The sequence below is a fragment of the Saccharopolyspora gloriosae genome (genome assembly GCF_022828475.1).
GTDB lineage: Bacteria > Actinomycetota > Actinomycetes > Mycobacteriales > Pseudonocardiaceae > Saccharopolyspora_C > Saccharopolyspora_C gloriosae_A.
The window spans coordinates 2,036,901-2,050,740 of sequence record NZ_CP059557.1 but is presented as its reverse complement, the minus strand read 5'-3'; the positions used below and the strand labels follow the sequence as shown (position 1 = coordinate 2,050,740).

Annotated in this window: 13 protein-coding genes; 10 read left to right on the top strand and 3 right to left on the bottom strand. The window is 64.5% G+C overall.

What is annotated here, in order from left to right; all coding sequences use genetic code 11:
- The first annotated feature begins 156 nt into the window (after positions 1-156).
- The 4 genes from H2Q94_RS08640 (at position 157) to H2Q94_RS08625 (ending at position 7,904) form a co-directional block, all read left to right on the top strand.
- On the top strand, positions 157-1,902 hold the full coding sequence (locus tag H2Q94_RS08640; protein ID WP_243793835.1) for an HsdM family class I SAM-dependent methyltransferase: 1,746 nt from the start codon (positions 157-159) through the stop codon (positions 1,900-1,902).
- A 110-nt stretch (positions 1,903-2,012) separates the two neighbouring features.
- Positions 2,013-3,173, top strand: coding sequence for a restriction endonuclease subunit S (locus H2Q94_RS08635; protein WP_243793834.1), 1,161 nt, complete (start codon positions 2,013-2,015; stop codon positions 3,171-3,173).
- Positions 3,173-6,310 carry a type I restriction endonuclease subunit R gene (locus H2Q94_RS08630; protein ID WP_243793833.1) on the top strand — a complete coding sequence of 1,046 codons (3,138 nt, stop codon included), beginning with the start codon at positions 3,173-3,175 and terminating at the stop codon, positions 6,308-6,310. The genes H2Q94_RS08635 and H2Q94_RS08630 overlap by 1 nt, the downstream gene beginning before the upstream one ends.
- 262 nt (positions 6,311-6,572) lie before the next feature.
- Complete coding sequence (locus tag H2Q94_RS08625; protein WP_243793832.1) at positions 6,573-7,904, top strand: tyrosine-type recombinase/integrase; 1,332 nt, start codon at positions 6,573-6,575, stop codon at positions 7,902-7,904.
- Positions 7,905-8,550: 646 nt separating this feature from the next.
- On the opposite strand, the gene H2Q94_RS08620 is transcribed toward H2Q94_RS08625, so the two are convergent.
- From H2Q94_RS08620 to H2Q94_RS08610, 3 genes are all read right to left on the bottom strand, one after another.
- A complete protein-coding gene (locus H2Q94_RS08620; RefSeq protein WP_243793831.1) occupies positions 8,551-8,760 on the bottom strand; it encodes a DUF397 domain-containing protein in 210 nt (69 codons plus the stop codon).
- Positions 8,761-8,769: 9 nt separating this feature from the next.
- Positions 8,770-9,693 (bottom strand): helix-turn-helix domain-containing protein, encoded by a 924-nt coding sequence (locus H2Q94_RS08615; protein WP_243793830.1) that lies wholly within the window; start codon positions 9,691-9,693, stop codon positions 8,770-8,772.
- A 131-nt stretch (positions 9,694-9,824) separates the two neighbouring features.
- Positions 9,825-9,995 (bottom strand): hypothetical protein, encoded by a 171-nt coding sequence (locus tag H2Q94_RS08610; RefSeq protein WP_243793829.1) that lies wholly within the window; start codon positions 9,993-9,995, stop codon positions 9,825-9,827.
- A gap of 410 nt (positions 9,996-10,405) precedes the next feature.
- Here H2Q94_RS08610 and H2Q94_RS08605 point away from each other — a divergent pair, with 410 nt between their 5' ends.
- From H2Q94_RS08605 to H2Q94_RS30870, 6 genes are all read left to right on the top strand, one after another.
- Positions 10,406-10,780: a hypothetical protein gene (locus tag H2Q94_RS08605; protein WP_243793828.1), complete on the top strand. Its 375-nt coding sequence runs from the start codon at positions 10,406-10,408 to the stop codon at positions 10,778-10,780.
- Between the two features lie 600 nt (positions 10,781-11,380).
- Positions 11,381-11,773 (top strand): NUDIX domain-containing protein, encoded by a 393-nt coding sequence (locus tag H2Q94_RS08600; RefSeq protein WP_243793827.1) that lies wholly within the window; start codon positions 11,381-11,383, stop codon positions 11,771-11,773.
- Between the two features lie 79 nt (positions 11,774-11,852).
- Positions 11,853-12,101 carry a hypothetical protein gene (locus H2Q94_RS08595; RefSeq protein ID WP_243793826.1) on the top strand — a complete coding sequence of 83 codons (249 nt, stop codon included), beginning with the start codon at positions 11,853-11,855 and terminating at the stop codon, positions 12,099-12,101.
- On the top strand, positions 12,098-12,487 hold the full coding sequence (locus tag H2Q94_RS08590) for a response regulator transcription factor (RefSeq protein ID WP_243793825.1): 390 nt from the start codon (positions 12,098-12,100) through the stop codon (positions 12,485-12,487). Before H2Q94_RS08595 ends, H2Q94_RS08590 begins: the two co-directional genes overlap by 4 nt.
- Before the next feature lie 47 nt (positions 12,488-12,534).
- Entirely contained in the window at positions 12,535-12,945 is a 411-nt protein-coding gene (locus tag H2Q94_RS08585) for a helix-turn-helix domain-containing protein (RefSeq protein ID WP_243793824.1), read from the top strand.
- Positions 12,942-13,823, top strand: coding sequence for a helix-turn-helix domain-containing protein (locus H2Q94_RS30870; RefSeq protein ID WP_397545444.1), 882 nt, complete (start codon positions 12,942-12,944; stop codon positions 13,821-13,823). The genes H2Q94_RS08585 and H2Q94_RS30870 overlap by 4 nt, the downstream gene beginning before the upstream one ends.
- Positions 13,824-13,840: the final 17 nt, after the last annotated feature.

Here is a 13,840-nt window from a genome sequence, read left to right as displayed (position 1 = left end):
AGATGTGGTTGTTGGTACGCACCGTGTCGTGATACGGAATGATGTTCTTGTGACGTACCAGTCGCTGGAGACCGCGCACCGCCTGATGGGATGGTGCGTACGGGCTCGCGCTGAGCGTCCAGGTCCGTCGTTGAGTGATCGTTTGTAAGGAGCCTTGTGAGCACCCTCGGTAGTTTCATCTGGTCGATTGCCGACCAGCTTCGGGGCCCCTACCGCCCCAACCAGTACGGCAACGTGGTCCTCCCACTCACGATCCTGCGTCGCCTCGACTGCATCCTCGAACCGCACCGCGCGACGGTCCGGGAGCTGGCGGCGAAGTACGAGAACCCGACCCGGCTCAAGGTCGAGGTCAAGAAGGCGACAGGCAGGCCGTTCTACAACACCTCGAACTACTCCTTCGCCAACCTCCTCGACGATGCCGACGGGCTGGCCGACAACCTGGTCGACTACATCGACCGGTTCTCCTCCGATGTCGACGTGTTCGAGTACTTCGACTTCAAGAAGGAGATCCTCGCCCTGGAGAAGGCGGAGCTCCTGCGCGAGGTCATCACGTCCTTCAAGGCCGTCGACCTGCACCCGGACGTCGTCTCCAACGCCGACATGGGCGATGCGTTCGAGTACATCATCCGCAAGTTTAACGAGGCTGCGAACGAAACCTCAGGCGACCACTTCACCCCGAGGGACGCGATCCGCCTACTCGTCGACCTGCTCTTCGCCGAAAAGGACGCCGACCTGAACGAAGCGGACATCGTCCGCACACTGTACGACCCCACCGCAGGCACCGGCGGCATGCTCGCCTTGGCCGAGCAACACCTGCTCGCGCACAACCCCGACGCGCGCCTGAGCCTGTTCGGCCAAGAGTACAATCCACAGTCGTACGCGATCTGCAAGTCCGATCTGCTGGCCAAGGGCCACGACGCGACCAACATCGCCTTCGGCAACACGCTCACCGACGATGCGTTCGCAGGCCGCCAGTTCGACTTCTGCATGTCCAACCCGCCCTACGGTGTCGACTGGAAGCAATACGCGAAGGCGGTCACGAAGGAGCGCGACGAAGCAGGCCCCCACGGCCGGTTCGCCCCAGGACTCCCGTCGACCTCCGATGGGCAGATGCTCTTCCTGCTCCACCTGGTGCACAAGATGCGGGCGCCCGAAGACGGCGGCGGCCGGGCCGGGATCGTGATGAACGGCTCCCCGCTGTTCAACGGCGCCGCCGAGTCCGGCCCCTCCAACATCCGCAAATGGCTGCTAGAGAACGACCTCGTCGATGCGATCGTCGCGCTACCGACGAACATGTTCTTCAACACCGGCATCGCCACCTACATCTGGATCCTCGACAACACCAAACACCCCGACCGCCTGGGCCTGGTCCAGCTCATCGACGGCACCTCGTTCTGGACCAAGATGCGCAAGAACCTCGGCGCCAAGAACCGCGAGCTCAGCGACGCCGACCGCAACGAAGTCGTCAGGCTCTACACCGAGTTCACCGACGCCGACCCGGGCTACTCCAAAGTGCTGCGCAACGACGAGTTCGGCTACTGGACCATCACCGTTGAACGGCCCCTACTTGACGAGAACGGCAACCCGGTCATCGACCGCAAAGGAAAACCGAAGCCGGACACCAAGAAACGCGACACCGAGAACGTCCCGTTCACCTACGGCGGGTCGACCACTGGCGCCGCGGGCAAGCACGAGGTCGTCCAGGCGTACTTCGACACCGAGGCGAAGCCACACGTACCCGATGCCTGGATTGACTGGGCCAAAGTCAAGACCGGCTACGAAATCCCCTTCACTCGCCACTTCTACAGGTACATCCCGCCCCGCCCCCTCTCCGAGATCGACGCGGATTTAGAGAAGCAGGTCGCCAAAATCCTCGATCTACTTCGGGAGGTCGAGCAGTGACCGCAAGATATTCGGGGTACTTCGCAGCTGATTCTCTATGGCTAGACACCATCCCCGCCCATTGGCGTATGGGGAAGCTCAATCACGTGGCACGAGCTTGGCCGAGCAACGTGGACAAGCATTCCGCCGCCGGTGAGCCACCGGTGAGGCTGTGCAACTACACCGACGTCTATAAGAACGCGTCGATCGTCGAGGACATAGGCTTTATGGCGGCGACGGCACCGCCGGAGCAAATTGAGCGTTTCCGAATTGCTGTCGGCGACACCCTGCTCACGAAGGACTCAGAAAACGCAGACGACATCGGGGTACCCGCCTATGTCGAATATGAGGCGGAAGACCTAATCTGTGGCTACCACCTCTCGATCGTTCGCCCAAATCCTGGAACCGTCGAACCGAAGTTCCTTTACTGGGCCCTATCGGCAAGCCCTACTACCGGGCAATGGGCCGTTTTAGCCTCAGGAGTCACCCGGGTGGGCATTCGGGCCGGGGATCTTTCAAAAGCAACCTTGGCACTGCCGCCATTCGAGGAGCAGCGCGCCATCGCTGACTATCTCGACCGCGAGACCGCTCGCATCGACACGCTCGTCGAGGAGCAGCAGCGCCTGATCGAGATGCTCCGCGAGCGGCGTGCTGCGGTCCTCTCCGCAGCGTTCGACATCGGCCCCTCGACCGAGGCAACCAAGGTCGGACGATTGCTGGCGGCTCGCCCTTCATACGGCGTGCTGGTCCCGAGGTACGTGGACGAGGCGGATGGCGTTCCGTTTGTCCGGGTCGGCGACCTTCTGAACCTCACTCCGGAGCGGCCCATACTGGCGATCGCACCGAAACAGTCAGACGAGTACTCCCGTACAAAGATCGTCGGCGGTGAAGTGTTGCTCGGCGTTGTCGGAAAAATGGGGCAGGCGGCGCTCGCACCTCAATGGCTCGCAGGCGCGAACGTGGCGCGGGCAGTAGCGGTACTTCGTTGCGAAGACCCGGCTGTGGCTCCTCTTTTGTGCGCCTGGCTCGGGTCGAATCACTTCCTGCATCAGGCTGAGTTGGCGACGAGCGGCGACAGCATCCAGCCAACGCTCGGTATGAAGGATCTCGCGCGGTTCAACATCAATCTGCCTACTCGTCCCAACGCGGCCTCTGATCTCGCTAGCCGGTTGGCCAAGATCGACGCTCTTATCGACGAGTCTGAGGGTTTCATCGAGCTGTCAAAGGAGCGGCGTGCAGCATTGATCACTGCGGCGGTGACGGGGCAGATCGATGTGCGGGAGATGGCGTGATGGCGGATCACAACGAGGTTGTCTTCGAGTCCGAGATCTGCGAACACCTGAGGGCCCACGGGTGGCACTACTCAGCCGATGACGCTGGGTACGACCGGGAGCGGGCGCTTTTCCCCCAGGACCTGTTCTCTTGGTTGCAGGAAACCCAGCGAGCGGCTCACGAGAAAGCTCTGCGGGCGGCGGGGTCGGAGGCGAAGTTCCTCGACGTGCTGACCACAGCACTCGACAAGCCTCTCGAACATGGCGGCGGGATGTTGAACATCCTGCGTAACGGGGTGCAGTATATCGGCGGTGGCCGGTTAAAGATGGCGCAATTCCGGCCCGAGACGAGCCTGAACGCGACCACCAATGAGCAGTACGCGGCGATGCGGGTGCGGGTGATGCGGCAGGTGCATTTTTCCACCGCTGACCGGCGCAGCATCGACTTGGTGTTCTTCGTCAACGGGCTCCCGGTCGCCACCGTCGAGTTGAAGACCGAATTCACCCAGTCCGTCGATGAGGCGATCAACCAGTACCGTAAGGACCGGAGCCCGCTGACCAATGGGCGGCCGGAGCCGTTGCTGTCGTTCGGGCACCGGGCGCTGGTGCACTTCGCGGTTTCCAACGACTTGGCCGCGATGACCACCAAGCTGGAAGGCGAGAAGACGCATTTTTTGCCGTTCAACATGGGCCACGACAGTGGCGCGGGGAACCCACCCGCCGACGATGGGCGGTCGGCGACGGCGTACCTGTGGGAACGGGTCTGGGAGAAGAATGCCTGGCTCAACATCATCGGTCGGCTGATGATCGTGGAGACCAAGGAGGAGTGGGACGTCACCACCGGTACCTCGGTACGACGTACACAGCTGCTCTTCCCACGGTTCCACCAGTGGGAGGCCGTGACGAACATCGTGGCCGCGGTGCGCGAGGAAGGAGTGGGGCATCGCTACCTGATCGAGCACTCAGCAGGGTCGGGCAAGACCAACACCATCGCCTGGACCGCGCACCGGCTCGCGCGGCTGCACGTAGACGACAAAAAGGTCTTCGACTCGGTGATCGTGGTCGTGGACCGCACGGTGCTCGACGGGCAGCTCCAGGAAGCGATCCGGCAGATCGACGGATCGGGGAAGATCGTGACCACGATCAGCCCCGAGGACGTACGCAAAGCAGGGGTGAAGTCGAAGTCTGGGCTGTTGGCGACCACGCTGAAAAACGGTGAGCTGATCATCGCGGTAACGGTGCAGACCTTCCCGTTCGCGCTCGACGAGATCCGAGCAAACAAGGGCCTGAAGGGCAAACGGTTCGCGGTGATCGCGGACGAGGCACACTCCTCGCAGTCCGGCCAGATCGCCTCCAAGCTCAAGGCCGTGCTGACCGCACAAGAGGCTGAGGAGATCGAGCAGGGCGGTACGGTCGACGTCGAGACGATCCTGGCCTCGGAGATGACCGAGCGGGCGGACTCGCCGAACATCTCCTACTTCGCGTTCACCGCGACGCCGAAGAACAAGACCCTGGAACTCTTCGGCCGCAAAGGCCTGGATGGAAAACCGGTCGAGTTCCACCTCTACTCGATGCGGCAGGCGATCGAAGAGGGCTACATCCTCGACGTGCTCAGGGGCTATCAGACCTACGACACCGCACTGAAGATCGCAGGTCAAGCTGAGAGCGGCGATGGCGACGAGGAAGTGGAGGAGTCCGCCGCACGCAAGGGGCTAATGCGGTGGGTGAAGCTGCACCCGACCAACATCAGCCAGAAGGTGCGGATCATCGTCGAGCACTTCCACGCCAACGTCGCCCACCTGTTGGAAGGCAGGGCGAAGGCGATGGTCGTGACCGACTCGCGCAAGGCCGCGGTGAAGTACAAGAAGGCGATCGACGCCTACATCGCCAAGCGGGCCGCGGACGACGTCTCGTACCACTACCGCACCCTGGTCGCATTTTCCGGCGCGGTGACGATGACCGACGACGAGGAATGGGTCACCGACTGGGGTCCGCAGCCGAGCAAGGACGACGAGTTCACCGAAGCCAACCTCAACCCCGGCGCCGGCTCAGACTTGGCCGCCGCGTTCAAAGGCTCGACGTACAAGATCATGTTGGTCGCCGACAAATACCAGACAGGCTTTGACCAACCCCTGCTCTCGGCGATGTACGTCGACAAGAAGCTCTCCGGGATCACTGCCGTGCAGACGCTCTCGCGGCTCAACCGCACCCACCGCACCGCAGGCGGGGAACAGAAGCGCAAGACGTTCGTCATCGACTTCGTGAACAAGCCCGAGGACATCCGGGCCGCGTTCGAGCCGTACTTCACCAACGCCTCGTTGGAGACCGAGACCGACCCGTACGTCGTCTTCCACCTCGCCACCAAACTCGACCAGGCCGGGATCTACACGCCCGAGCAAGTCCGCGAGGTTGCCCGGCTTTGGGTGGAACGCAAGGGAAACAGCGTGCTCTCGGCTGCGATCAGCCCGGCCAAGAACGAGTTCGCCCGACGCTACGCCGCTGCGATGGAGGCCGAGGACAAGGTCACCCTCAACACTCTCGATCTGTTCCGCAAGGACGTCTCCACCCTCGTCCGGCTCTACGACTTCATGAGCCAGATCGTCGACTACGGCGACCCGCACATGGAGATGTTGTCGATCTTCCTTCGACTCCTGGAGAAAGTCATCGCCGACTCCTCCTGGGCTGCGGAGGTCGACCTCTCCGACGTAGTCCTGGTGGGGGTCAAGCACAACAAGGCCACCGCGGTCGACATCTCGCTGACCGGTGACGGCGAGCTCAAGGGCATCAGCGCCGCAGGTACAGGAACCCGGAAAGAACCGAAGTACGTCGCACTCCAAGTCGTCATCAACACCATGAACGACCTCTTCGGCGCTGAGTCGTTCTCCCAGTCCCAGATCCGGGAATTCGTACAGGGTCTGGTGCAGCAACTCCTCGCACGCCCAGAGCTGATCAACCAGACCAAGGTGAACTCGAAGAAGCAGTTCATGGAATCACAGGACTTCCAGGCGGCGGTCACCGAGACCGTCGTCGAAAACCAGGAAGCTCACAACACCATGGCCGACTATTTCTTCAGCGACGGACCTGGCATCAGCGCCGTCATCGTGGCCCTCGCAGACGCCTTCTACGAGGCCGCGGTGGACCAGCAGGCCGACGAGTGAGGCAGCCCGGCTATTGATCCACGACGAACTTGGCGGCGCCGAGCACTTCACAATGGGGTGAGATAGAAGGAAAACTGCCCGGACTCGAGACCGGTGAGATCGCCGCCGCTGCGCGCTGTGCATAACGCCCGTATGCACCCTGTTACCCCCCTCGGCGTCTCCACCGGTCAGGGCGAACCCGAGCAAAGCTCCTCCCATGCGGTCCTCCGCGGAGGTTGCCGATGTCTTCAGGGACAGGTAACCCGGACGCTGAGGAGTACGGATGGGATTTTCGAAGCGGCGCATCAACCGGCAGGGCCTTCCCCGCTATACCGCTTACTACTGGGATCTGCGTGGTCGTGCTCGATCTGCGGGAACCTTCGGGCGTAAACGTGACGCCCACCGCGCGTGGCGGCGTGCCGAAGCCAAGATCGCTGAAGGCCGGTTCGTCGACCTGACCAGCGGCCGCCAACGCTTCGGCCGCTATGTCACCGAATCCTGGCTGCCCCACCACACCATCGAGCTCAACACCCGCCAAGGGTACGAACACGTCCTCACCAAATATTTACTGGCAGGGTTCGCCACGATGCGGATGAACGAGATCCTGCCCGCCCATGTCCGCGACTACTTGTGCCACCTCGCCGACACCGGCGCCACACCGCACACCCTCGCCCGCTGCAAGACCGTGCTCTCAGCGATCTTCACCACCGCCTTCAACGACCGGATCATCCACTTCCACCCCTGCACCGGCGTCACCACACCCGCCGTCCCCAAACGCCCCCTGTGCATCCTCACCCCGACCGAATACGACGCCCTCCACACGGCACTCGCCGCGCCACGCTGGCAACTGCTCGCCGACGTCGCTCTCGAAACCGGCGTCCGATGGGGAGAACTCGCCGAACTACGCGTCCACGACCTCCACTCCGCCACCCGGGTCCTGACCATCAGCCGCGCCGTCGTCGAACTCCACCACCCCGACCCAGACGGCCAACGCTTCCGCATCAAGCAATACCCCAAGAACACCGAGTACCGGCAGCTCCACCTCACCACCGAGCTCACCCGCGCACTGCTCGATCACCTCACCGAATACCGCCTGGCGTCCGACGACCTCGTGTTCGGCTTCCCGGCGGCGCCCCCGCGAGACGACACCAACCCATCCACAGGCGGTGCAGCGCCCGAAGGACACGGCACCGCCAGCCGCTACAGCGCCGGATGCCGATGCGAGCACTGCCGCGCCGCCCTCGCCGCCTACCGGCGCCACCGCCGCGCACTCGGCCACGACCGACCCGCCCACCAACGGCACTCCCCCGCCAACCGGCACCTGTCCCGCAACTGGTTCCGCAAAACGATCTGGTCCCCAGCACTACACGACTCCGGACTCACCCACCGCGTCCGCATCCACGACCTCCGCCACACCAACGCCTCCTGGATGCTCGCCGGCGGAGCCGACCTCGAAACCGTCCGCGAACGACTCGGCCACACCAGCCTCCGCGCCACCGAGCGCTACCTCCACACCCTCCCCGACGCACACAACACCGCACTCAACGCACTCCACCGCATCCGCAACGCACCAAGCCAAGACACTGCACCCGCGGCACGGCACCCAGCCAACTAGCGGTCACCCCAGCACGCCCAACGCGCCGCCATCGCCGCGCACACTCGCCCAAACACAGCTCAAAACCACAGACCACCGCACTGCCGCCACGCATCAGCCATGCAAGGAAACGAACCGGCAACACCGCAAAGGCCGCGCTCCTCGCGGTCAAACCACGGTCACCACACAACCGGACACGACAAAACCCCACCGATGAAGATCACCGACAGGGGTTCTGACCTGCTGAAACTATTGGTGCGCGATACTGGGATCGAACCAGTGACCTCTACCGGTGTCAAAAAGGTAGCGGTCGGTGTCACCCTGACCTGCGTAGACACAAGCGGCGCAGGTCAGGGCGGTGCAGCTCAGAAACGCCCACCCCCGTTGAGCGCAGTTCGATGCACTTAGCGCCTCCCAATTTCCTCCCACACCTTGCCTCCCAGCACGCAATTTGGCGCGCGCTGCATCGCGGCATCAGTCGTGCGCGGCACGTCGACGCGGTCTTCGTCGTCCCTTCGGTTCCCTCCCGAGAACCGCCCTTCAGCCAGGGCTGGTGTACAACAAGGTGATCCAGCCCCAGGGTGGCCAGCGGCTCCCTTCGGCCACAAAAAGGCCCACCCGGTGATTGCCTCCGGGTGGGCCTTGGTGTTGCCGCAGTGGCTTGGGGTCAACGGTCGAACGTGCCGTTCTTGACGGCCCGCAGGAACGTTGACCACTCCGCAGTGGCGAAGGGCAGGACGGGACTTGTCTCGCCGAGCTTGCTGTCACGGACACCCGTGATCGCCGGAATCGTCGCGACCTCGACGCACGCTCCTCCGCCGCCGTTGCTGCGGGTGCTCTTGCGCCAGGTCGCCTGGCTGAAGTCTGGGGCGTTCATGCTCGCTCCCTATCGTGCTCGCAGGTCCCCAGCGAGCGACGTGATGAACTCAATCGACGCCTCCGGGGCCAGCGCCTTGTCCTGTAGAGCGCCAAAGTTCAGGTTATACGACGCGAGCTCGTCCACGTCCTCCACATAGACGCACCCGGTCAGATGTTCCGAGAACGCCACGTCGGGATCATCCGGCTCGGCGAAGCTCAGGATGATGAACGGCGAACCCATTGCTGGCACGCCGCCAGCAGCAAACGGCAGAACCTGAATGTCAACGTTAGACAGTTTGGACACCTCCGCGAGGTGGTCGAGCTGTTCCCGCATGACTTGAGCTCCGCCCACGAACTGCCGCAGCGCAGCTTCACCAATCACAGCTGACACGGACACAGGATCGTCGCCGATCAGGTTCTTCTGACGCTCGCGGCGAAGGTTGGCTCGATCCCGCGCGACCGATTCTTCCACCTGCGGCACCCACGCTTCGACGAGGGCACCGGCGTACGCCTCGGTCTGAAGTAGGCCAGGAATCAGGTCGATGGCGAACTCCCGGACGTGCTTGGCTTCCGCTTCCAGGCCGACGTACTCGCCGAAGTTGTTCGCCAGGCTGTCGCCGTAGCTCTGCCACCATCCACGCTGACGGGCTTGCAGCGACAGCGCGACGTACTGATCCCGTTCAGCGTCGTTGACGCCGTAGATCGCGGCGAGCGCTAGGACGTCGGCCGGTCCTGGAATCTGGTCCGCGTTCTCAAAGCGAGAGATCTTCGCTTTGGACCAGCGCAGCGCGGAGGCGACGTCGTCCTGCCTCATGCCTGCGGCCTCGCGCCACGCCAACAGGCGGCGCACCACCTTGCGCAACCGCACTGTCGGGCTCACACGCTCCACTGCGAACTCCTCAGTCTCAACCAGCTCGTCGTCAACCGACAGCGTACGGCTTGATTCTTCCACGCCAGGACCCTCCAAGCTCAGGTGAAGCATGTTCCATTCAATCGGGGTTGCGGAGGTGAGAGTTTCACTTCATGATGCTTTCACGCAAGGATACGGATGGTGCACATGTGCAAGTTGTCTCGTTCGGTGAATCAGGTTTCGGCGTACTGGGTCGTCCCCCGTCGCCACTGGGCACGGCACGCGATCACGGTGTCGCCGTCTGCGCACGCCGCGAACAGTGCGGTGAAGGCGATGTGCGGTGCGGCGGTGACGTTGCCGTTGCCGACGCCGAACGATCGCGTGCCGAAGACCCGGTCGGTCACTGCGCGGTGCGCTGAGTGCACCGCTGCGGTGGGACAGCTGGGTGTGCGCGATGTCGTCTGGGACTCCTGACCTGCCCCACGCCCGCGCCTAGCAATGGCGAGCGCGAAGGGTGACCGCCCGTATCGGTGCGACGGGATCCGCAAGAAGGGAGATCGAAATGGAGAAGGCGTGGAGCCGGTGGTGGCGCCGGTCAAGATCAGCGGGTTTCGCACGTCGGTGTACGGCGGCGAGAAGGGAGAGATTGCGAAATGTCGGCAGTGGTGATCTTGCTGGTTTTGGTCATCGTGGCGCTGGTGATGACGGCGTTGACGATGTTCGCGTAGCTGCGCTCAGCCCTGTGTGGGTGCGGTTGGTGCGGGGTTCGCAGTGGCACAGGGCGGGGGCCGAATGTGCTCCGCGTTCGGGTGCGATGACGGAGTTCCCCGGTGTCTGCCCGCCACGTGAGGGCGGGTACGTGATCTGCCTGGACTGCGCGTATCTGTCGGGCATTGCCGAGCAGGCGGCCACTTACGTGCCGGAGCAGCCTGCCGAGCGCACGACCGAAATCCCTGTGCTGCCGGAGTTCGCGGACTCGGGTGCGGCGGCGGTGGCGGGGCCGTGGGCCTCGGTCTCACCGGGTCGGCACCGTGCAGACGGACCGACCGGCGAGATTCCCCGCGTGCCTGCGCACGCCCGACCGAGTCCGTCTTGGCCGCACAACAACGTGGGCGTGGAAGCCCCCGGCAGCTGGTATCTGCCGGGGACGTCCACGCCCGGCGGCGAGGGTATCGCCTCGGCCGCGTGACGTGATCCAGCACCCGAGTGTTCTTCGATCGAATCGAGGTTTTCCGATGTCTCCAGCAGCACACGCGTCCACCTCTGCCCCGGCCGCTCCGAGCGTGAGGGAAGTGGTGCAGCGAGCTGAGCAGGTGCAGGCCCGGCTGGGCACTGCCCTGGAGAATCTGGCCGGTTCCGGGGTGGTGAGCGAGAAGGATTGCACTCAGCTGGCCGCTTCGCTCCGCGGGCTGGCGAAGGTCCTCGACCGCCACGCCCCTACCTGCCACGCGCCGGTCGATCCTGCGCCGGGTTCGGGCGGTCGCGCATGGGTTTTTCCGGGCGGTAATCGGTAATCAGTCTCCCGGTACGGGCTGGACAGGACAGCCCGTTTCCGGGTGGCCCGGCACCTGACGAGCCCCTCGACGGGTGCCGGTGGCGGGCGGGTCCGTGTTTCCCCGAACGCACCCCGCCCAACCCGGCCGCACAGCCCGCTGCCCTGCCGGTTGTGCGGCCGGGTCCCCGCCCCCCGCGAATCCTGCGTTCGTTCTGTCCTACGTCGTTTGTTGTTGTACGAGAAGAGTTTTCCATGAATCCTGGCCCTGATCCGCCGCCCTCAATTCACGCCCATGTGCGGACGCTGTTGACCCGCGAGGCGGGCCAGGAGTGGTTACTGCTGCCCGCGCCGGATGCGCGGTGGCGGCTGCCGGGCGGGCGGATTCGGGAGGGCGAGACTCCCACCGATGCAGCCTGCCGAGTCCTGCACGACGAAGCAGGGCTCACCACGTCGCAGGACCCGACATTGGGCACGCACATCTGGGACGCGGCGGCGTTCGGCGGCGGGCCGGTCAAGATCATCTACGTCTTCGCCGTGACCGTACCGAACACCGTGGTACCGCCCGGGGAATGGGTGGATCGCCGCGCAGCGGTCAGTCTGCTCGACCCCGATGACATGGCAGACCTCGCCGACCTCGCTGACGGGCTCCGGCTTCCGAGGGTGCATTACCAGGAACACATTCCCTGACCGAGGTCGTGCCGGCCGCCTCGCGCAACGTCACGTCCTCGCCCCGTCGGCGCGCTTTCGACGAACAGAAGGTCCTTCGATGAAGACCAGAACTCCCGGGCTTCCTTGCGCCTGGCATTACCACGCCGAACGAAACCTCACGCTGCGCTGGGCACGACCTGACGGTCACTTCACGATCCACGCCGGTGATCAACGCGGCAAGCACAGCAACCACACCCTGCTCGACACCGTGCGCGTTTCCCCGCCCTGGCAAGACGACCACGACGTCGCACGCAAAGCCCACGACTGGGCCACAAAAAACCCGCACACAGCCGGAGGAGTCCCGTGACCGACCTGTATCCGAACAGGCTCGCGGACCTCACGCTGGAAGCCCGGCTTTCGACTCCCGAGCTGGAAGTAGCGCGGCTGATGGCGTGTGGGCTGACCAACAGTGCCATCGGCAAGCAGCTGTACCGCAGCGAATACACCGTCAAAACCCAGCTCGGGCACATGTTCCGCAAAACAGGCACCACTAATCGTGGCCACCTCGTGGTCTGGATGTACGAGACCGGGCACATCCTGCCCGGTGTCCCCGGATTCCCGCCACGACCACGCCCGCCCCGAATAGCGCCACCAAGAACGTCGCCGAGAGCGTCACCGGCTGACGGAGCCGGGCGGCACATCACGTTCGCTGCGCGCTCATCGCTGCGCGCCGTGACCTGGATGCCGCACTGACCCACCTCGGCGCCCTCTAACGGCCTGCCCATCTCTGTGAGGAATTCGTGAACACCCCCACACGCCCCAGCACGGTCCCGGACAGGTGTGCCGGGCTCGACCTCAACGCCCTGCTCCCGGCCGCCGATCTCCCGCTGGCGCGGCTGGCGGCCTGCGGACTCTCCAACCAGAACAGCGCCACACGGCTGCACCGCAGCGAGAACACCATCAAATCCCACCTTATGCGGCTGCTCCGCAGCACCGGCGCCAGCACCCGATTGCAACTCGTCGTGTGGATGTACGAAACCGGGCGCGTCGTGCCCGAAATCCCTCTCCTGCCCCGGCATCCTCACAACGAACGCGTGACCGCTGAACACTTCGCCACCCTGAGCCTGCACACCCTGCACCACCAGCTCACCACCACCCGCGCCGAACTCGACCGCCTCCTCATCCTGTTCGAACCCTGGGACCGGGCATGAGTTCCCTGCCCGAGGCCGCCCACCATGACTGCGCACCGACGCCACTTTCCACCGCAGCCGACCCGCGCGACCGCTCTCTCGCGTACCTGCATCAGCAGGCCGCCCCGGGGCCGCACCGTGCGCCCGAACACGCCGCCGCCTGGGTGCGGGATCACCGGGATCTTGTCCTGGCCGGAGTTCGCCTGGGCACCGATCCCACGTTGAGTGCGACCGCCGCGCAGCTGGCGCTCGCAGTGTGGCTCCACGCAGGGCACGTGCCGGACCCGGCCTGGCAGGCGAACCTTGCGCACGCGGGCGAAGAGGCCGCGATCAACGCCCGCGAACCCAACCTGCTCGCAACATTGCTCGAGCACAGTGCCCGCGCCTGGCAGGACACCGACCCGGTCACCGCCGAGAGCCAGTGGATCCGAGCACTCGGTGTCCGCTTACGACTCCCCATCCACGACGCCCTGCTGGGAACGGTCGATGCACTCACGCAGCTCTACGCCCAGCGCCACCGCTGGTCCCCGGTCCTGGACCTCAACCTCTGGTTGCTCGCCTACTGCGAAGACCACGGCCACCTCGCCGGAGCAGCCCAAGCACACCTCACCCTCACCCACGCCCGCTCCCACACCGAACCCCCCGCCCCAGCCCATGAACACCTCGAACCGCGTGAGGAATCCCCCATGAACAACGCGCCCACGCCCAGTCGACGCCACCACGGTCTCGCACGCATCCAACTCGCCCACACCCTCAAAACGCTCTACGAGAAAGGCGCCAGCATTCGGACGCTGCACAAGGAAACCCAGTATTCCTACGGGAAAATCCACCGCCTCCTACACGAAGCGGGCACGACCTTCCGGCCCCGAGGCGGCCACCGGCCCCACCCTCCGAACTAACCCCACTGCTCTGGCGA

Coding starts and splice junctions, on each gene's coding strand:
- H2Q94_RS08630 (WP_243793833.1), top strand. CDS start 3,173: ATGGCGGATCACAACGAGGTTGTCTTCGAGTCCGAGATCTGCGAACAC.
- H2Q94_RS08625 (WP_243793832.1), top strand. CDS start 6,573: ATGGGATTTTCGAAGCGGCGCATCAACCGGCAGGGCCTTCCCCGCTAT.
- H2Q94_RS08620 (WP_243793831.1), bottom strand. CDS start 8,760: ATGAACGCCCCAGACTTCAGCCAGGCGACCTGGCGCAAGAGCACCCGC.
- H2Q94_RS08605 (WP_243793828.1), top strand. CDS start 10,406: ATGACGGAGTTCCCCGGTGTCTGCCCGCCACGTGAGGGCGGGTACGTG.
- H2Q94_RS08595 (WP_243793826.1), top strand. CDS start 11,853: ATGAAGACCAGAACTCCCGGGCTTCCTTGCGCCTGGCATTACCACGCC.
- H2Q94_RS30870 (WP_397545444.1), top strand. CDS start 12,942: ATGAGTTCCCTGCCCGAGGCCGCCCACCATGACTGCGCACCGACGCCA.